Below are 18,543 nucleotides of genomic sequence, written 5' to 3' on the forward strand. Positions count from 1 at the left end.
AGTTATGGACCTCGTTATGCGCATTCACATCCTCGGGATATGTGGCACTTTTATGGGCGGACTGGCTATGCTGGCCCGCTCCCTTGGTCATCAGGTGACAGGCTCTGACGCCAATGTCTATCCACCGATGAGCACGTTGCTTGAGCAGCAAGGCATTGAATTAACAGAGGGTTACGATGCGAGCCAGCTTGAGCCCGTACCGGACCTGGTCATTATTGGCAACGCCATGACGCGCGGTAACCCCTGCGTGGAAGCGGTACTTGAACGCAACATTCCTTACCTCTCTGGCCCTCAATGGCTGCACGATTTTGTGCTGCGCGATCGCTGGGTGCTGGCCGTGGCGGGCACGCACGGTAAAACCACCACAGCAGGCATGGCAGCGTGGATTCTGGAAGCCTGCGGCCTGGAACCTGGATTTATTATTGGTGGCGTACCCGGTAACTTCGATGTTTCTGCAAAATTAGGAAAAAGCCCATTCTTTGTCATTGAGGCTGATGAATACGACTGCGCGTTTTTCGACAAGCGCTCGAAATTCGTCCATTACTGCCCACGTACGCTGATTCTGAATAATCTTGAATTCGATCATGCCGATATTTTTGACGATCTGCGGGCCATCCAGAAACAGTTTCATCATCTGGTACGCATTGTGCCGGGTCAGGGCAAGATCCTGCTGCCAGAGCACGATCATAACCTGAAGCAGGTGATGGCAATGGGCTGCTGGAGCGAACAGGAGCATGTGGGCGACGGCGGTCACTGGCAGGCGAAGAAGCTGACGCCGGATGCCTCCCGCTGGGAAGTGCTGCTGGCGGGTGAAAAAGTGGGTGAGGTGAACTGGGGACTGGTGGGCGAGCACAACATGCACAATGGCCTGATGGCGATTGCGGCAGCGCGCCATGTCGGCGTAAAACCTGAGGACGCAAGCCAGGCGCTGGACAGCTTTATTAATGCCCGTCGCCGTCTTGAGCTGCGCGGTGAGGTCAACGGCATCAAGATCTATGATGATTTTGCCCACCACCCGACGGCGATTCTGGCCACGCTGAGCGCACTGCGCAGTAAAGTGGGCGGCACCGCGCGCATTCTGGCGGTGCTGGAGCCGCGTTCAAACACCATGAAAATGGGCGTGAATAAAAATGAGCTGGCGCCGTCGCTGGCGCGCGCAGACGAAGTGTTCCTGTTCCAGCCGAGCCATATTCCGTGGCAGGTCGCGGACGTCGCAGAAGCCTGCATGCAGCCCGCTCACTGCAGCGCGGATATCGATACGCTGGTAGAGACGATCGCGAAAACGGCCCAGCCGGGCGATTCCATCCTGGTCATGAGTAACGGGGGCTTTGGTGGGATTCATCAGAAGCTGCTGGATCGTCTGGCGCGCTGATCACTAGCGGACCCGTTCCTCTCCCTCAGACGGGAGAAGAAAACCCTGCGGCTGGGCGCTGCTCAGCCGCAAATCAGCGGAAAGGTCAGACGGTTTCGGCTAACTCACGCAGATACTGAAAAATCTGACGGGCAGATTTTGGCGGTTTGTTACCGGCTTTTTCCTTCTGCGCATTACGGATCATGCTACGCAGCTGCTGGCGATCCGCCTGCGGATATAGGGCGATCACGTCCGCCATCGCCTCATCACCCTCATCAATCAGACGATCGCGCAGCATTTCCAGTTTGTGGAACAGGGCGACCTGCTGGTTATGACGGTTCTTGAGTTTGTCGAGTGCGATGCGGATCGGCTCAACATCCATACTGCGCAACAGTTTACCGATAAGCTGTAACTGACGGCGGCGACCTTCTTTCTTGATGCGCTGTGCCAGTTCAATCTCGTTACGTAAACGCTCGTCCAGCGGAATTTTATCCAGAGAGTTTTTACCCAGATCGACCAGCTCGGCACCCAGGCGTTTCAGCTCTTCAGCATCACGTTTTATTTCGCTCTTACTAACCCAAATAATCTCTTCATCTTCTTCTTCGTGATTATCGGGTACATCGTCGAGCCACTCATCAGGCTGCTTAGTCATATCTGGCTCCAAAAAAAAGAGGCTAATCCTACCAGTTTATCGGGTGACTGCGAAATTGTTCTCTGACTCTGATAGACTCAAATTATTCAACCATAAGATTAGACGGCAGGTCGATGAACGTATCAACTCAAGTTGCAGAACAGCGAACAGCACTGGAACAGGCAATTGCACAGGCGCTTGAACTGGCAAAAGCAAGTACGGATGGCGCGGAAGTCGCGGTGAGCAAGACGACCGGTATTGGTGTGAGTACCCGCTACGGCGAGGTAGAAAACGTTGAGTTCAACAGCGACGGCGCACTGGGTATTACCGTTTATCATCAAAACCGTAAAGGCAGTGCTTCATCGACCGATCTCAGCCCGGACGCGATTAAACGGACTGTGCAGGCGGCGATCGATATTGCACGCTATACGTCACCCGATCCTTTTGCCGGACCGGCGGATGCAGAATTACTGGCTTATGAGGCTCCGGATCTCGATCTTTACCATCCGTGGGAGATCGATGCCGATTACGCCATCAAACTGGCGGCCCAGGCAGAACAGGCGGCGCTGCAGGCGGACAAACGCATCACCAACACCGAAGGCGGCAGCTTTAACAGCCACATCGGGATTAAAGTCTTCGGCAACAGCCACGGCATGTTACAGAGCTACTGCTCCAGCCGCCACTCGCTTTCCAGCTGCGTGATTGCTGAGCAGGACGGCAATATGGAGCGTGACTATGCTTACACCATCGGCCGGGCAATCGACGATTTAAAAAGCCCGGACTGGGTCGGCGCAGAATGCGCGCGCCGTACGCTGTCGCGTCTTGCGCCACGCAAGCTCGACACCATGAAAGCGCCGGTGATCTTTGCCCCCGAAGTGGCAACGGGTCTGTTCGGTCACCTGGTGGGCGCCATCAGCGGTAGCAGCGTATATCGGAAATCCACCTTCTTGCTGGATGCCATGGGCAAACAGATTTTGCCTGAGTGGCTGACCATTCAGGAGCAGCCGCACTTGTTGAAAGGTTTAGCGTCAACGCCGTTTGACAGCGAAGGCGTTCGCACCCAGGCTCGCGACATTATCAAAGATGGCGTGCTGCAAACCTGGCTGATGACCAGCTATTCGGCGCGCAAGCTGGGCCTGACCAGCACCGGCCACGCGGGCGGTATCCACAACTGGCGCATCGCCGGTCAGGGGCACAGCTTCGACGCTATGCTGAAGCAGATGGGCACCGGCCTGGTGGTGACAGAACTGATGGGGCAGGGCGTCAGTGCGATCACGGGCGACTACTCACGTGGCGCAGCCGGTTTCTGGGTAGAAAACGGTGAAATCCAGTATCCGGTAAGCGAAATTACTATCGCCGGTAACTTAGGCGACATGTGGCGGAACATTGTCACCGTGGGCGATGACATTGAAACCCGTAGCAATATTCAGTGCGGTTCGGTCTTACTCCCCGAAATGTATATTGCCGGACAGTAAAATCTCTTTTAAGTTGTTTATGCGATAGCAAGCGGAGGGCATCGACCCTCCGTTTTTTTATAAAAAGCATTCCCACAATAAAAAGGAAGCTGAGCATGCGTAAAGAGCTTATGTCGTTGTTAGCTGTAGCCGTGTTATCCGTGAGCGTGACCGCCGGTGCTGCCTCTCTTGAGCACGATATGAAAGATATGTCGGGTATCTATAAGTCACTGGACGGGGCGAAAAGCGCCGACCAGTTGCACAAGATGTTAAGTGATTTGCGTGCTAAAGCAGAGGATGCCAAAAAAGGCACGCCGGACAAGCTGGAAGGCAAAGCCCCGGACAGCCCGGAAATGAAAGACTTTCACAAAGGTATGGATGACCTGATCGCCCAGATTGATAAAGCGGATGCGCTGGCTAAGCAGGGTAAACTGGATGAAGCCAAAGCAGAAGCGCAAAAGCTGGCGGCTATCCGTAACGAAAACCACAAGAAGTTCCGCTAATTTTACCGATAACCCCGGCTTGCCGGGGTTAATTGCTCAGGGCTCTTCATCGCCGCCTGGCGTCGCCTGAATGATTTCCACCTGATGTGCTTTAAGTACGTTCTGCAACGCCGTTGCCGGCAACCGATCTGTAAACAGGGCGGTCGCCTGGGTAACGCTGCCCATTTCTACCGCTGCCGATGCCTGAAACTTGGTGTGGTCTGCCGCTAACAAAATATGACGCGCATGCGCCATCATGGTTTGCGCCACGGCGGCCTCGTTAACATCAAATTCCAGTAGCGCACCATCGCTCTCAATGGCGCCCATGCTGGTAACCAGATAATCTGCCCGAAAACCGGCCACAAACGCGGACGTGACCGGGCCAATAATGCCACCGTTGTGGGGACGCAGCGTGCCGCCGGGCACCATCACTTCAAACTGTGGGCATTTGTACAGAATATGGGCGACACGAAGGCTGTTGGTGATAACGCGCAGATGTTTATGATTTGCCAGCGCCCGGGCGACGTGTTCAACCGTAGTGCCAATAGTGATAAATACCGTTGATCCATCGGGAATATAGTCCGCAATGGCTTCCGCAATCGCACGTTTTTCTTCAGTCTGTGAGACTTCGCGCTGTTCAAAAGCGGTGTTCACTACGCTGGATGCACGGCCCGCACCACCATGATGACGCGTGATTAATCCCTGATCGCTGAGTTTACGAATATCGCGCCTGACCGTTTGTGTGGAAACGTCGAGCAGCAAGGCGAGTTCATCAATATTCATGTAGCCACGTTCAGCGATCAGCCTGAGCAAACGATCGTGGCGAGGATTACCGGTTACGTCCGTGAGGATCATGGATTGTTCTCTGAATACCACCATGGCACACAGTTTATACATTTACCGACATAAAAGAACAGGTTTGATCATAATCAGGGATCCCGTCTCGCCCGCCCGGTCGCGTACATTTTAGCGCCGCGACCGCACTGGCAAAGCGCACGGCCTCTGTGACAGAGCCCTTCTGCGCCAGTTTCACGGCCAGCCCCCCGTGGAAGACGTCGCCCGCGCCGGTGGTATCGACGACCTGTACCTCAAAGGCGGGCTGATGCTGTAGCGTGCCGGCGTCCAGCCAGACGCAGCCCTGAGCGCCCTGGGTAACATAGACATGACCATTTGTGAGCATTTGTGCTTTTTTAACGCCGCCGTTTCCCCCTCCAGCCCGGTTAAGCGCTGTAAACCCGGCGCTGAAAATGCCGCATGATCGCTTAACGCCACCAGCTCCCCAATGTCCTGCGGGGTCACATCCCCATCCAGAATGGTGGGAACGCCCTGTTGGCGGGCCAGGGTAAACGCGCACTTGGCACCCTGGTGCCAGCGAACATCTGCCAGCACCGCATCCCATTGTGAGAAGTCGATCTCTGTTAGCCAGTCTGCGCATTCTGCTAAGTCCGGGCTAGGGTAGTTGGCAATCATCCGTTCCCCCTCGGCATCCACCAGAATCGCGGATTGTGAAGAGCGGGCGGCCTCAAAAACTTTAGTATATCGGGTCTTTACACCGTACTCATTTAACTCAGACAGCAGTCTCTTCCCTGTGTCATCGTCACCAACCCGACCAATAAAATCCACCTCTGCACCCAGTTTAGCTGCGGCAACGGCCGCTGTAGCAGCCGGACCACCGCCGACTTCCCGATAGTTGTTTGCCACATATTTTCCGCTCTGAGACGGCAAGGTATCCAGATACCAAATGCGATCTAATACGGTGATCCCTACACAAGCAATACGCGTCATAACGCTTCCTCACATTTTGTTGGTGTTGTCATTTTAATTTCATCAAATGTTTTAAAAGTGACACCTGTCAATTTTTTGACCATAAATTACAAATATGATCTAAAACAGACAGTAAAAGTCGTCTTTAATGACAAAATATGACAATAACGGGGTTGGGAGAGCGGTATGTCGGTAATTGCGTTTATTGGATTGGGACAAATGGGCGCGCCGATGGCGAGCAATCTGCTGAAGCAGGGCCATCAGCTCAACGTCTTTGATGTGGATCCTCAGGCCGTCGCGCGTCTGGTTGATAAGGGCGCCCGGGCGAGCGTTTCTGCTGCGGAGGCGGCAACCGGGGCCGAGTTTGTTATCACCATGCTGCCCAACGGCGAGTTAGTGCGTTCCGTACTGCTTGGCGACAAAGGTGTGTGTAGCACGCTGGCATCCACTGCGCTGGTGATTGATATGTCCACGATCCATCCGCTGCAAACCGATCGGCTGATCGGTGAGATGGCCGCTCGCGGTTTCAGCATGATGGACGTGCCCGTCGGCCGCACGTCAGACCATGCGATAGCCGGTTCACTGCTGCTACTGGCAGGCGGCACGCCGCAACAGGTTGCACGAGCAAAACCCGTGCTTATGGCGATGGGCAATGAGCTGGTCGTGGCAGGCGGCCCCGGTATGGGGATTCGCGTCAAGCTGATTAACAACTACATGAGCATCGCCCTGAATGCCCTCTCGGCGGAAGCGGCGGTGCTGTGTGAAGGTCTGGGGCTGTCGTTTGACGTGGCGTTGCAGGTGATGAACGGCACGCCTGCGGGCAAAGGGCATTTCACCACGACCTGGCCTGACAAGGTACTGAAAGGGGATCGCTCACCGGCCTTCATGATCGATCTGGCGCATAAGGACCTGGGGATTGCGCTGGATGTTGCCAACCAGCTGCATGTACCGATGCCGCTCGGGGCTGCCTCACGTGAAGTTTACAACCAGGCCCGCGCTGCCGGACGCGGACGCGAGGACTGGACCGCCATCCTTGAACATGTTCGCGCCAGCTCGGGCCTAATTTCTCCCCACACAGTGTGACGCTTAATTCAGAGGAAAGAAGCATGACTCATTACACCCTTAAAGACATCACCCGACCTTCAGGTGGTTTCGCCATGCTCGCAGTCGATCAGCGTGAGGCCATGCGTTTGATGTTCGCGGCCGCTGGCGCGTCACTACCCGTCAGCGATCGCGTGCTGACCGAGTTTAAAGTCAATGCCGCCAGCGTGTTATCGCCCTATGCCTCGGCGATCCTGATTGATCAACAGTTTTGTTTCCCGCACATCGTCGAACGGCAAGCGGTTGCCCCCGGCTGCGGCCTTATCGTCGCGGCGGATGAATTCATTCCGGGCAATGGTATTCCGGTGGACAGCGTGGCGATCGATAACAACGTCGATCCGGTGGCGATGAAGCGTGACGGCGCGAAGGCGCTGAAGCTGCTGGTGCTGTGGCGCAGCGATGAAGATCCGCAGCAACGTCTCGACATGGTTAAGGCCTTCAACACCCGCTGCCACCGCCATGGCCTGCTCAGCATTATCGAACCGGTAGTCAGGCCACCGCGCCGCGGCGATCGCTTTGATCGCGAGCAGGCGATCCTGGACGCGGCCACAGAATTGGGCAACAGCGGCGCGGATCTCTACAAGGTGGAAATGCCCCTGTACGGCAAAGGTACACAGTCGGATCTGCTGGCGGCCGCGCAAAAGCTCAACGATCGGATCGCGATGCCGTGGGTCATTCTCTCGTCCGGCATTGATGAGAAATTATTCCCGCGCGCCGTGCGGGTGGCGATGCAGGCGGGCGCATCGGGCTTCCTGGCCGGGCGAGCCGTCTGGTCTTCCGTCATTGGCTTACCGGATACCGACCTGATGTTGCGGGATGTCTCCGTCCCCAGGCTGCAACGGCTGGGTGAGATCGTAGATGAAATGATGGCTAAACGCTAAGAGGGCAACGCAAATGAAATGGTTTAACACGCTGAGTCATAACCGCTGGCTCGAACAGGAAACGGACAGGATTCTCAACTTTGGTAAAAACGCAGCGGTCGCCACCGGATTTGGCTGGCTGGGGAATACCGGGCAGGTAAAACCCGAGATGGGCACGCACCTGTGGATTACCGCACGCATGCTGCATGTCTATGCCGTTGCGGCCTCGATGGGACGGCCGGGAGCTTATCAACTGGTCGATCACGGCATTAGCGCCCTGAATGGTGCGCTGCGCGATAAACAGTACGGCGGCTGGTATGCCTGCGTAAACGATGAAGGCGTCGTTGATGCGTCCAAACAGGGTTATCAGCACTTTTTCGTGTTGCTGGGCGCGGCCAGTGCGGTCACTACGGGGCATCCTGCCGCCCGCCAGCTGCTGGATGACGCGATCGACGTGATCGATCGCTACTTCTGGAGTGAAGACGAACAGATGTGCCTGGAGTCCTGGGATGAAGCCTTTAGCAAGACAGAAGACTACCGCGGCGGCAATGCCAATATGCACGCCGTTGAAGCCTTCCTGATTGTCTATGACGTCACGCACGACAAGAAATGGCTGGATCGCGCGCTGCGTGTTACCTCGGTGATTATTCACGACGTCGCGCGCAACGGTGAGTACCGCGTCAATGAACACTTCGACACTGACTGGAACCCATTACGCGATTACAACAAAGAGAATCCCGCTCACCGCTTCCGGGCTTATGGCGGCACGCCCGGACACTGGATTGAATGGGGACGTCTGATGCTGCATCTGCATGCTGCGCTGGAAGCGCGCTTCGAAACGCCGCCGGCCTGGCTTATTGAAGATGCGAAAGGCTTATTCCACGCCACTATCCGCGATGCCTGGGCGCCCGATGGCGCAGACGGGTTTGTTTACACCGTGGACTGGGATGGCAAGCCCGTAGTGAGCGAAAGAGTGCGCTGGCCCGTGGTTGAGGCAATGGGCACGGCTTACGCCCTGTATACCGTCACTGGCGAGGCGCAATACGAAGCCTGGTACCAGAAATGGTGGGATTACTGCATCACTTACATGATGGATTTCGAGAATGGCTCATGGTGGCAAGAGCTGGATTGCGAAAACAAGGTGACCACCAAAGTGTGGGACGGCAAACAGGATATCTATCACCTGCTGCATTGCCTGGTGATCCCGCGCCTTCCTCTGGCACCGGGGCTGGCACCCGCCGTAGCGGCAGGATTACTGGACTGTAATGCGAAATAACCCCCGAAAAACAGACTAACGGGAGTACCAGCTATGCACAGCAGCGGACAAACCCTTGTTCTTCACGCTGGAGAATATCAGGCAAAAATCGTCACCGTAGGCGCTGGCCTGGCTGAGCTGACGCACGCGGGCCGCCATCTGGTGCTCCCACATCCTCCGGAGGCAATGCCGCTGGCGCATATGGGCAAAGTCCTGATTCCCTGGCCGAATCGCGTCTCGAAAGGAACCTGGAAACATAACGGCAAGCTGCTTCAGCTACCCATCAATGACCACGAAGGCGTTACCGCCATTCACGGCTTATTGGCCTGGCGTGACTGGCAGATCGTCAAACACACCGACAGCGAGGCGACCTTAACGGTTTTCCTGCCGCCCAGTTACGGCTATCCGTTTGCGTTGCTATCGGCAGTGACTTACCGGCTTGATGCCGCACAGGGCCTGCAGGTCAGTATCAGCAGCCAGAACGTAGGCGATCAACCCGCGCCCTACGGTGTCGGTTCGCATCCTTATCTGACCTGCAACATGACCCTGGTGGATCACTGCCTGCTTACGCTGCCGGCCGCGATTGCAGAAGGGGATTTTCTTACCCCGCGTCGGTTGGCGTCGACGCAGATCGACTGCAGTGTTAACACCCGCGCAGCCGGACGCGAATGGGAGGTGAGATTAACCTGTCCACAGCAGGCACTTTCGGTTTTCTTACGCAGCGATCAACCCTGGTTGCAAATTTACAGCGGCGAAAAACTTGGCCGCACGGGATTGGCAGCCGAGCCGATGAGTTGTCCACCTGACGCGTTCAATTCTGGCATTGATGTGATTTTTCTTGCGCCACAGGCGCGCCATCTCATGACGTTCACGATTGGCTGTGACCAGCACGAATCACGCTAAACCTTATTTTTTATCCTACAACGCAGAGGTCAGAATGCATTTACAACATCCTGAGGCGGCAGGCGTAAAGCTGACTGCCGCCGGTAACGGCTTTTCACTGACTTATCAAAACCGACAGATTCTTAGCCACAGCGAGGAAAAACCCTGTCTGTGGATAGGCAATGGCAACGCCGATATCGACATGTTTCGCGGCAATTTCAGTATTAAAGACCGGTTGAATGAAAAACTGGCGTTAACCTCGGCCGTTGTGACCGCGCAGGACACCGGCTGGACGGTGCGCTTCTCACGCGGAGAGGTATTTAGCGCCACGCTGATCATCGGCACAGATGAAAACGGCCGCCTGTTGCTTACGCTGACAAACGACAGCGACAGGCTTAACCGTATCTGGCTGAGGCTGTCAGCCTTGGACGACGATCATATCTACGGCTGTGGCGAGCAGTTTTCCTGTTTTGATTTGCGCGGGAAACCTTTTCCACTCTGGACCAGCGAACAGGGCGTCGGGCGCAATAAGAAAAGCGTGGTCACCTGGCAGGCTGACTGTGCAGAGAATGCCGGCGGAGATTACTACTGGACCTTTTTCCCACAGCCGACCTTTGTCAGCAGCCAGAAGTATTACTGCCATGTGGATAACAGCGGCTACATGAATTTTGACTTCAGCGCAGCGGATTATCATGAACTGGCTTTCTGGGAAAATAACGCCACGTTACGTTTTGAATGTGCCGATACCTACATCGCCCTGCTGGAAAAAATGAGTGCCCTGTTGGGGCGTCAGCCGGTATTACCGGACTGGGTTTACGATGGCGTCACGCTGGGGATCCAAGGCGGCACCGACATCTGCCAGCAGAAGCTGGACAAAATGCGTCAGGCGGGCGTGAAAGTGAATGGCATCTGGGCGCAGGACTGGTCCGGCATCCGGATGACCTCCTTCGGCAAACGCGTGATGTGGAACTGGCAGTGGGACAGCGAGCTTTATCCCCAACTGGACGCGCGCATTCAGCAGTGGAAAGCGGAAGGCGTACAGTTCCTGTCTTATATCAACCCTTACGTCGCCAGCGACCGTAACCTGTGCGAAGAGGCCGCCCGGAAAGGATATCTGACCAAAAATGCGGCTGGGGACGATTACCACGTCGAATTTGGTGAGTTTTATGCGGGCGTCGTCGATCTCACGAATCCGGAGGCTTACCACTGGTTCAAAGGCGTCATCAAAGACAATCTGATTGCCCTGGGCTGTCGCGGCTGGATGGCGGATTTTGGGGAGTACCTGCCAACGGACACGTATCTGCACAACGGCGTCAGCGCCGAAATCATGCACAATGCCTGGCCCGCGCTGTGGGCGAAGTGTAACTACGAGGCGCTGGAAGAAACCGGCAAACTCGGTGACGTGCTGTTCTTTATGCGTGCGGGTTACACCGGCAGTCAGAAATACTCCGTGATGATGTGGGCCGGGGATCAAAATGTTGACTGGAGCCTGGACGATGGCCTGGCCTCGGTGGTGCCCGCCGCGCTGTCACTGGCGATGAGCGGCCACGGTTTGCATCACAGCGACATCGGTGGCTACACCACGCTGTACGGCATGAAACGCAGTAAAGAACTGCTGCTTCGCTGGTGTGACTTCAATGCTTTTACCCCGATGATGCGCACCCATGAAGGGAACCGTCCTGGCGATAACTGGCAGTTTGACAGCGATGAAGAAACCATTGCCCACTTTGCCCGCATGTCCACGATCTTCACCACCTTAAAACCTTATATCAAGCAGGCTGTCGCGCAGAATGCCCACTCGGGCTTACCCGTTATGCGCCCTTTGTTTTTGCACTATGAAGCGGATGCCCGCACCTACACGCTCAAATACCAATATCTGCTGGGGCGTGACCTGCTGGTGGCACCGGTTTATGAAGAGGGCCGCCGCGACTGGTCGCTCTATCTGCCTGAAGACCGCTGGGTCAACATGTGGACCGGAGAAACGTTAAACGGCGGGGATATCACTGTCGCCGCGCCGATGGGGCAGCCGCCGGTATTTTATCGGGCAGACAGCGAATGGCAGTCATTGTTTGCTTCATTACGGCTTGCTGGCAGTCAGATATTGCCACAGTAGCGGGAGAAAGGATTATGGATTTCTTTACGCTACTTACACCTGAAGGTCTGGAAATCACCACTGAGGTCGTCTGCATCATTATTGCCATTATGTTTCTGTACACCTTTATTGGCATCTGTGCTGGATTTGGTGGCGCGCTGGTTACGATGCCGCTGGTGACGTTGCTGCTGCCGGTCAAAATGGCTGCACCGATGTCGGTGATTGTGGGGACGGCAACGGCGCTGTATGCCACCTGGCTGTCTCGCAAGGAAACCAACTGGAAGTCAGCCCTGGTGCTGATCCTGTTCTCCTTTGCCGGTATCCCTTTGGGCATTTACGCGCTGTCCAATTTTCCGGACGACGTGATGAAAACCGGGCTGGGCGTTTTCCTGATCCTTTATTCGTTCTACAGCCTGTTTATTCCTCGTCTGCCTGTCTATGACAAAAACTGGATAGTGATGCCCACCGGTATTATCGCCGGGGCGCTCGGCTCGGCGTTTGCCACCAACGGTCCGCCCGTCGTGATCTACGGCATGTTAAGGAATCTGGCACCCGCTGCTTTTCGCGGCACGCTCAATGCATTTTTTACCGCGAATAACATCGCCATTATTGGCGGCCTGACCACCAGCGGCATTTTAACGGTCTCAACGGTCAAGCTGGTGATGTTCTGCATTCCTACCATGATCCTGGGATCGTTAGTGGGCCAGTATGTGCACAAGCGTATCTCCGTGCGGGCTTTCCGACTGATGGTGTTTCTCCTGCTGATTGCTTCGGGCTCCATGCTGATCAAAGGCGCTCTGGATATCCCGGCCTGGCAGGTACTGGTGCCCTCATTTGGCCTGCTGGCCGTCATGCAGCTGCTGTTTGGTAAAAAAGTGGCCGCTATTCGCGCTGAAATCGAGCAACAAAACGCTTCAAAACCATCCTGAAAAAGCGGCCCTGCTGACAGGTTCAGTGGGGCAGCGGAGAGAAATCATGAGCCAACACCATCTTGCTTCCGGCAGTGAACCGGCGACGTTACGGTTGCCCTTCAAAGAGAAAGTCGCCTATGGCATCGGCGATCTGGGTTCAAATATTTTATTAGATATCGGTACGCTCTACCTCCTGAAGTTCTATACCGACGTGCTGGAGCTGCCGGGAACCTACGGCGGCATCATTTTCCTGGTGGCCAAGTTTTTTACCGCCTTTACCGATATGGGCACCGGCATCATGCTGGATTCGCGGCGTCGGATTGGCCCGAAAGGCAAGTTCCGCCCCTTCGTGCTGTACGCGGCCTTTCCGGTAACTCTGTTAGCTATCGCCAATTTTGTGGGTACGCCGTTTGACGTCACCGGAAAAACGATCGTCGCCACAGTGCTGTTTATGATGTATGGCCTGTTCTTCAGCATGATGAACTGTTCCTACGGTGCGATGGTGCCCGCGATGACGAAAAACCCCGACGAGCGTGCCGCACTGGCCGCCTGGCGGCAGGGCGGCGCAACGCTGGGCTTGCTGATCTGTACCGTGGGTTTTGTACCGGTCATGAACCTGATTGAAGGCAATCCGCAGCTGAGTTATGTCGTTGCGGCCACGCTGTTCTCGGCGTTTGGCTTATTTTTTATGTGGTGGTGTTATGCCGGCGTAAAAGAGCGTTATGTCGAGCAACCCGCCAGCAGCCCCACGCAGAAACCGGGACTGTTAGCGTCGTTCCGTGCCATCGCGGGCAACCGTCCACTGTTTATCCTGTGCATTGCCAACTTATGCACACTGGGCGCCTTTAACGTCAAACTGGCGATCCAGGTTTATTACACCCAGTACGTGCTGAACGATCCCATTCTGCTGTCATGGATGGGATTCTTCAGCATGGGGTGCATTTTTATTGGCGTATTTATGATGCCCGGCGCGGTCAGGCGCTTTGGTAAGAAAAAAGTGTATATCGGCGGTTTGCTGAATTGGGTCGCGGGCGATCTGCTCAACTATTTCTTCGGCGGCGGTTCGGTCAGTTTTGTCGCGTATTCCTGTCTGGCTTTTTTTGGCTCAGCCTTTGTCAACAGCCTTAACTGGGCGCTGGTTTCCGATACGGTGGAGTACGGGGAATGGCGGACGGGCGTTCGTTCTGAAGGTACGGTTTATACCGGTTTTACCTTTTTCCGTAAGGTCTCACAGGCGCTGGCCGGCTTTTTCCCCGGCTGGATGCTGACACAAATCGGCTACGTGCCCAACGTGATTCAGTCGTCCGGAACGGTAGAAGGGTTGAAGCAGCTGATGTTCATCTATCCCGGTGCGCTGGCCGTGATCACCATCGTGGCCATGGGGTGCTTCTACAATCTCAATGAGAAGATGTATGTCCGTATCATTGAGGAGATCGATGCACGTAAGCGTCAGCGCTAATTTGGCTTTGTGACTGCGCCGGTCGCGGCGCTAAAAGGATCACTTATGAAGACAGGCTCCGATCCATTAACGCTGAAACTCCCGCTGCGTGAGAAGGTGGCTTACGGCGTCGGTGATTTTGGCTCCAACCTGATGCTGACTATCGGGACGCTTTATTTACTCAAGTTCTACACCGATGAGCTGGGCATGCCAGCCTGGTACGGCGGGGTGATTTTCCTGGTGGCGAAATTCTTTACCGCCCTAACCGATATGTTCACCGGCATTGTGCTGGATTCACGCCGCCATATTGGCACGAGAGGAAAATTCAGACCTTTTATTCTCTATTTCTCGCTGCCGGTAGCGCTGGTGGCTGCGGCACAGTTTGTTGCTAACGACTTTAGCCTGACGATAAAGACAACGATCGCGACCGCCCTGTTTATGACGTTTGGTCTGTTTTACAGCCTGATGAACTGTTCCTATGGCGCAATGGTGCCAGCCATAACCAAAAATCCCCACGAACGCGCCCACCTCGCCGCCTGGCGGCAGGGCGGGGCAACGGTGGGATTACTGGTTTGCACCGTGTGCTTTATGCCCATTCAGTCGCTGTTTGTTGGCAAAAGTGCGCTGGGCTATCAGGTTGCCGCCGCCGTCTTTGTGGTCGCCGGGCTGCTGTGCATGTGGTTCTGTTACAGCGGGGTTAAAGAGCGCTATGTTGAGCTCACCCCGACGCATCATAAACCCGGTGTGGCAACGGCCTTCCGCGCCATCTTTCACAATCCGCCGTTGCTGGTTCTGTGCCTCGCGAACCTCTGTACCCTGGCGGCGTTTAATATCAAGCTGGCCATTCAGGTCTACTACACGCAGTACGTGCTGAACGATGTTCATTTGCTCTCCTGGATGGGCTTCTTCAGCATGGGCTGTATTCTGGTGGGCGTACTGCTGGTGCCCACAGCGGTAAAACAGTTTGGTAAGAAACAGGTTTATCTGGGGGGACTCATCCTCTGGGCCCTGGGCGATCTGGGTAACTTTCTCTGGGGAAGCAGCTCTCTGCTGTTCGTCATGTTCTCCTGCGTGGCGTTTTTCGGTACGGCATTCGTTAACAGCCTTAACTGGGCGCTGGTGCCGGATACCGTCGAGTACGGGGAGTGGAAAACCGGCATTCGGGCAGAAGGTGCCTGTTACACGGGCTACACCTTCTTTCGCAAGATATCCGCCGCGCTGGCGGGATTTTTGCCCGGTCTGATGCTGACGCAAATAGGCTACGTGCCCAATGCCGTACAAAGCGATGGCACGCTGGCAGGTTTAAGGCAGCTGATCTTTATCTGGCCCTGTTCGCTGGCGATTGCGGCGGCGTTGATCATGGGCTTCTGCTACAAGCTGAATGAAGCGCGTTTTGCCCTGATCGTGGCCGCCATTAGCCGACGTAAAACGCATCGCCTCCAGCCCGTTGACGACAAAAACCGCGTTACGCCATTACGTCAGCCCACTGACGCTGAGTCATAAGTTTCTCTGTTACCTTGCCCTCAGGGTTGCTGTTTGCCAGTTTTGTGACGGCTGACCAGCAACCCGGTTTTCTGTTTATTCCTCATCTGCCGCCTTTCCTGTGTGATATCCCTTTTTTAACTCACTGTTTAATCTGGTAAAAATAATCCGTCCGCTAAGCGAACGCGCAAGTTTGCGTTCCGGATCACTCACAAGGGCCGAATTTCCACTTCGAAACGGAAAAAGTCGTTCTCCACAGCGCTGCCGCCTCTGGTTAGTTTGAGATCACGCTAAGCGCGAAATGGGAAGCAGACGATGAGTACGGGTAAGGGAGCGGTAGCGATGAGTGCTTCACAAGACGAACAGCAAAGGATTCAGGCCCAGACGGATCGCGTGATGGCGCAGATTGATGCGCTTTTTGCCGAGCTGGCCATCCAGCCGAATGCCGTGCAGATACAAATGCTGGCTTCGCACGTGCGGGCAATGGCATTGCGATCCGTCACCGGCGAGAGTCTGCCAGAGGTTGAGGCTGAGCTGTTTGACGAAATTTCCAAAGAGTCGATGGCGCTGGCACAGCAGGTGGTGGACCTGTTTGGCAATTTGCCACCAGAAGAAGCCTGGCTGCTTTCTGTCCACTTTGAAGTGGCGAAGAACGACTAATTTTCCAACCCTGAGAGGAACAGACATATGGTAACCGTAGTGATCGGCGATCGTTTAGGTAAAGGACAAAAAGTGGCGGCTGGCGTAGAAAAAGCCGGTGGCCGTGCCGTTGTGGTGCCGGGCGTCGCGGCAGACATGAAGCTGGGCGACGTCATGAAAGCAGAGAATGCCGATTTCGGTATCTCCTTTTGCGGCAGCGGAGGGGCAGGCGCGATTACGGCGCAAAACAAATACGGCTATAAGGCCAAACATGGTATGCGCTCTGTGGATGAAGGCGTGACCGCCATTAATGAAGGCGCGAACGTGCTGGGCTTCGGCTTTATGGACAAAGAAGAGCTGGGTGAACGTCTGGTTCAGGCCTGGAACAAAAAACACGGTGGATAAGGAATGAAAGAGACCTTTACAACCTCGGTTGCCGTAAGCGGTAAGGGCGACACCAAGGCGAAAGCCTTCGCAGATGCGCTGAGTCGTGTACAGCACGAAGTCCTGCGCAACGCCAATAAGATTCTGCTGCGCATTGAACCGCAGGACGTAAAGGTGGTGCGCGCGCGGGAACGCGTCACAACCGAAAAATTCCTTTTCTTTTTCCTGGCACGCGAGCGCAGGCTCTTCAGCGTCGACCTGGAGGTCACCATTAACGTGACCTGCCTGGACGGAGATAAGGTCGAGTTCACCCGCGTGTAAGTCAGCCTCAAACAACACATATAAGGAAAGAGGATGTTTCTCATCATTTTGCTCAAGTCGTTAATTATCGGCGGCCTCGTGGGCGTCGGTGTGGGCGCCGGTGCCGCCCGCATGTTCCATGCCCCGACGACACAAGGTATGGGCGCCTTTCGCACACTGGGTGAACTTAACTCCTGTGAAGGCGATCCTGCCTCTCATTTCTCTTTTGGGTTGGGATTCTTCTTTAACGCCTGGGCCTCCTCCGTGGCGGCGGGTGCGTTCACGCAGGACGTGGATCATCGCATCATCCCCAACTGGGGCGCGGCGGCGATCATGATCAAAAACCGCAATGTGGCAGAGACGCTATACGACCCGAAAAAGATGGCTATCGCCTGCGGCATCATCGGCATGGTGGTGGTGGCTTTTCTCAACTCGACCGCCTCTGCCGTTCCGGCGGCCCTGCAGGTCACGGCGGTAAAGGTGCTGGTACCGGCCGCTAATTTGCTGGTGAACACGGTCATGCCGGTGATCTTCTGGCTGGCGGCAATTGACGCCGGTAAGAAATCGGGCTTTTGGGCCACCATCTTCGGCGGTCTGGCACAGCTGATTATGGGCAATGCCGTACCGGGCCTGGTGCTGGGCATTTTGATTGGTAAAGGGGTTGAAGAGAGCGGCTGGAACAAAGTGACCAAAATCATGATGACCGCCATCGTCGCCCTGTTTGTTCTCAGCGCCTTCTTCCGCGGTTTCGATATGAAGATGCTGCAATCCTTCCAGCTCGGCATTCCTGGCTGGCTCGACAGTATTCATAACAGCCTGAGCGGCAAATAACGGAGCGTCTGCAATGGAAGAATCAAACAAAGGTTTCTGGTATGCCGACTGGTCATTCCCGATTTTTGTCGGTCTGCTCTCCTCCGGCGTGTTTGCCGGGACCCATATGTACTACCTGTACGGTATCGGCGCTTTTAACGAAGTGGCCTTCGTCTCGATGTTACGGGCGGGCATCGATACCGGCGTTTACGGCGCGGTGGCCGCTTTCGGTGCCAGCTTTCTGTTCGCCCGCATCATTGAAGGATCGCTGGTCGGGATTCTGGATATCGGTGGTGCCATCCAGACCGGCGTCGGGTTGGGCGTGCCCGCGCTGCTGCTGGGCGCCGGTTTTGTCTTCCCGGTGGCGAATTTTGCGGCTTCGCTGGTCACCGGTCTGGTTATCGGTGTGGCGATAGGCTACGTCATCATTCTGGCGCGTAAGTTCACCATTAATCAAAGCAACAGCACCTATGGTGCGGACGTGATGATGGGCGCGGGCAATGCATCAGGACGCTTCCTGGGGCCATTGATTATCCTGGCCGCCATGGGCGCCTCCATTCCTATCGGTCTCGGTTCGCTGTTGGGTGCGCTGGTGTTCTATCTGTGGAACAAACCGATCACCGGCGGGGCGATCCTCGGTGCCATGATCCTCGGCGCGATTTTTCCGGTCGCGATCTGATCGCGTTAATGCCCGATCGGTGAAGGCC

The 18,543-nt window shown here is 55.5% G+C and carries 18 protein-coding genes and 1 pseudogene; 16 read left to right on the plus strand and 3 right to left on the minus strand.

The window, feature by feature from the left end; genetic code table 11:
- Positions 1–16 precede the first annotated feature (16 nt).
- The gene (gene mpl, locus AAIE03_RS20535) at positions 17–1,372 is read left to right on the plus strand and encodes a UDP-N-acetylmuramate:L-alanyl-gamma-D-glutamyl-meso-diaminopimelate ligase (protein WP_014604911.1); all 1,356 of its coding nucleotides are present in this window, start codon (positions 17–19) and stop codon (positions 1,370–1,372) included.
- 85 nt (positions 1,373–1,457) lie between these two features.
- Here mpl and yjgA read toward each other — a convergent pair whose 3' ends face one another.
- Complete coding sequence (gene yjgA / locus AAIE03_RS20540) at positions 1,458–2,003, minus strand: ribosome biogenesis factor YjgA (protein ID WP_014594709.1); 546 nt, start codon at positions 2,001–2,003, stop codon at positions 1,458–1,460.
- Positions 2,004–2,116: 113 nt separating this feature from the next.
- Between yjgA and pmbA the strand changes: the two genes are divergently transcribed.
- Together pmbA and cybC are read left to right on the plus strand one after the other, a co-directional pair.
- Complete coding sequence (gene pmbA, locus AAIE03_RS20545; RefSeq protein WP_014594708.1) at positions 2,117–3,457, plus strand: metalloprotease PmbA; 1,341 nt, start codon at positions 2,117–2,119, stop codon at positions 3,455–3,457.
- Between the two features lie 95 nt (positions 3,458–3,552).
- Entirely contained in the window at positions 3,553–3,939 is a 387-nt protein-coding gene (gene cybC / locus AAIE03_RS20550) for a cytochrome b562 (protein ID WP_013027369.1), read from the plus strand.
- Positions 3,940–3,975: 36 nt separating this feature from the next.
- On the opposite strand, the gene AAIE03_RS20555 is transcribed toward cybC, so the two are convergent.
- Both AAIE03_RS20555 and AAIE03_RS20560 read right to left on the minus strand, forming a co-directional pair.
- Positions 3,976–4,773 carry a DeoR/GlpR family DNA-binding transcription regulator gene (locus tag AAIE03_RS20555; protein ID WP_128574250.1) on the minus strand — a complete coding sequence of 266 codons (798 nt, stop codon included), beginning with the start codon at positions 4,771–4,773 and terminating at the stop codon, positions 3,976–3,978.
- A gap of 34 nt (positions 4,774–4,807) precedes the next feature.
- Positions 4,808–5,703 (minus strand): annotated as a pseudogene (locus AAIE03_RS20560) (sugar kinase).
- A 165-nt stretch (positions 5,704–5,868) separates the two neighbouring features.
- Between AAIE03_RS20560 and yihU the strand changes: the two are divergent.
- The 13 genes from yihU to AAIE03_RS20625 all read left to right on the plus strand — a co-directional run bounded on the left by yihU (position 5,869) and on the right by AAIE03_RS20625 (position 18,515).
- Positions 5,869–6,765: a sulfolactaldehyde 3-reductase gene (gene yihU, locus AAIE03_RS20565; protein WP_028715845.1), complete on the plus strand. Its 897-nt coding sequence runs from the start codon at positions 5,869–5,871 to the stop codon at positions 6,763–6,765.
- Positions 6,766–6,788: 23 nt separating this feature from the next.
- Complete coding sequence (gene yihT / locus AAIE03_RS20570; protein WP_015699437.1) at positions 6,789–7,664, plus strand: sulfofructosephosphate aldolase; 876 nt, start codon at positions 6,789–6,791, stop codon at positions 7,662–7,664.
- Between the two features lie 13 nt (positions 7,665–7,677).
- A complete protein-coding gene (gene yihS, locus AAIE03_RS20575; RefSeq protein ID WP_013027364.1) occupies positions 7,678–8,919 on the plus strand; it encodes a sulfoquinovose isomerase in 1,242 nt (413 codons plus the stop codon).
- Between the two features lie 33 nt (positions 8,920–8,952).
- Positions 8,953–9,801: an aldose-1-epimerase gene (locus AAIE03_RS20580; RefSeq protein WP_013027363.1), complete on the plus strand. Its 849-nt coding sequence runs from the start codon at positions 8,953–8,955 to the stop codon at positions 9,799–9,801.
- 34 nt (positions 9,802–9,835) lie between these two features.
- Complete coding sequence (locus AAIE03_RS20585; RefSeq protein WP_072139078.1) at positions 9,836–11,893, plus strand: alpha-glucosidase; 2,058 nt, start codon at positions 9,836–9,838, stop codon at positions 11,891–11,893.
- 14 nt (positions 11,894–11,907) lie between these two features.
- Positions 11,908–12,801: a sulfite exporter TauE/SafE family protein gene (locus tag AAIE03_RS20590; protein ID WP_014604919.1), complete on the plus strand. Its 894-nt coding sequence runs from the start codon at positions 11,908–11,910 to the stop codon at positions 12,799–12,801.
- A 46-nt stretch (positions 12,802–12,847) separates the two neighbouring features.
- Positions 12,848–14,242, plus strand: coding sequence for an MFS transporter (locus AAIE03_RS20595; protein ID WP_498563156.1), 1,395 nt, complete (start codon positions 12,848–12,850; stop codon positions 14,240–14,242).
- Positions 14,243–14,287: 45 nt separating this feature from the next.
- Complete coding sequence (locus tag AAIE03_RS20600; protein WP_014604920.1) at positions 14,288–15,724, plus strand: MFS transporter; 1,437 nt, start codon at positions 14,288–14,290, stop codon at positions 15,722–15,724.
- Positions 15,725–16,018: 294 nt separating this feature from the next.
- The gene (locus AAIE03_RS20605; protein WP_072139075.1) at positions 16,019–16,363 is read left to right on the plus strand and encodes a glycine dehydrogenase; all 345 of its coding nucleotides are present in this window, start codon (positions 16,019–16,021) and stop codon (positions 16,361–16,363) included.
- A 27-nt stretch (positions 16,364–16,390) separates the two neighbouring features.
- Positions 16,391–16,747: an SFCGS family glycine-rich protein gene (locus tag AAIE03_RS20610; protein ID WP_013027356.1), complete on the plus strand. Its 357-nt coding sequence runs from the start codon at positions 16,391–16,393 to the stop codon at positions 16,745–16,747.
- 3 nt (positions 16,748–16,750) lie between these two features.
- The gene (locus AAIE03_RS20615) at positions 16,751–17,047 is read left to right on the plus strand and encodes a DUF4312 family protein (protein ID WP_013027355.1); all 297 of its coding nucleotides are present in this window, start codon (positions 16,751–16,753) and stop codon (positions 17,045–17,047) included.
- Positions 17,048–17,080: 33 nt separating this feature from the next.
- Positions 17,081–17,857, plus strand: a complete 777-nt coding sequence (locus tag AAIE03_RS20620) for a DUF4311 domain-containing protein (protein ID WP_072139074.1) — start codon at positions 17,081–17,083, stop codon at positions 17,855–17,857.
- Positions 17,858–17,870: 13 nt separating this feature from the next.
- Entirely contained in the window at positions 17,871–18,515 is a 645-nt protein-coding gene (locus AAIE03_RS20625; RefSeq protein WP_013027353.1) for a DUF4310 family protein, read from the plus strand.
- The last annotated feature ends 28 nt before the right edge of the window (positions 18,516–18,543 follow it).

The sequence above is a fragment of the Pantoea sp. Ae19-2 genome (assembly GCF_059801205.1).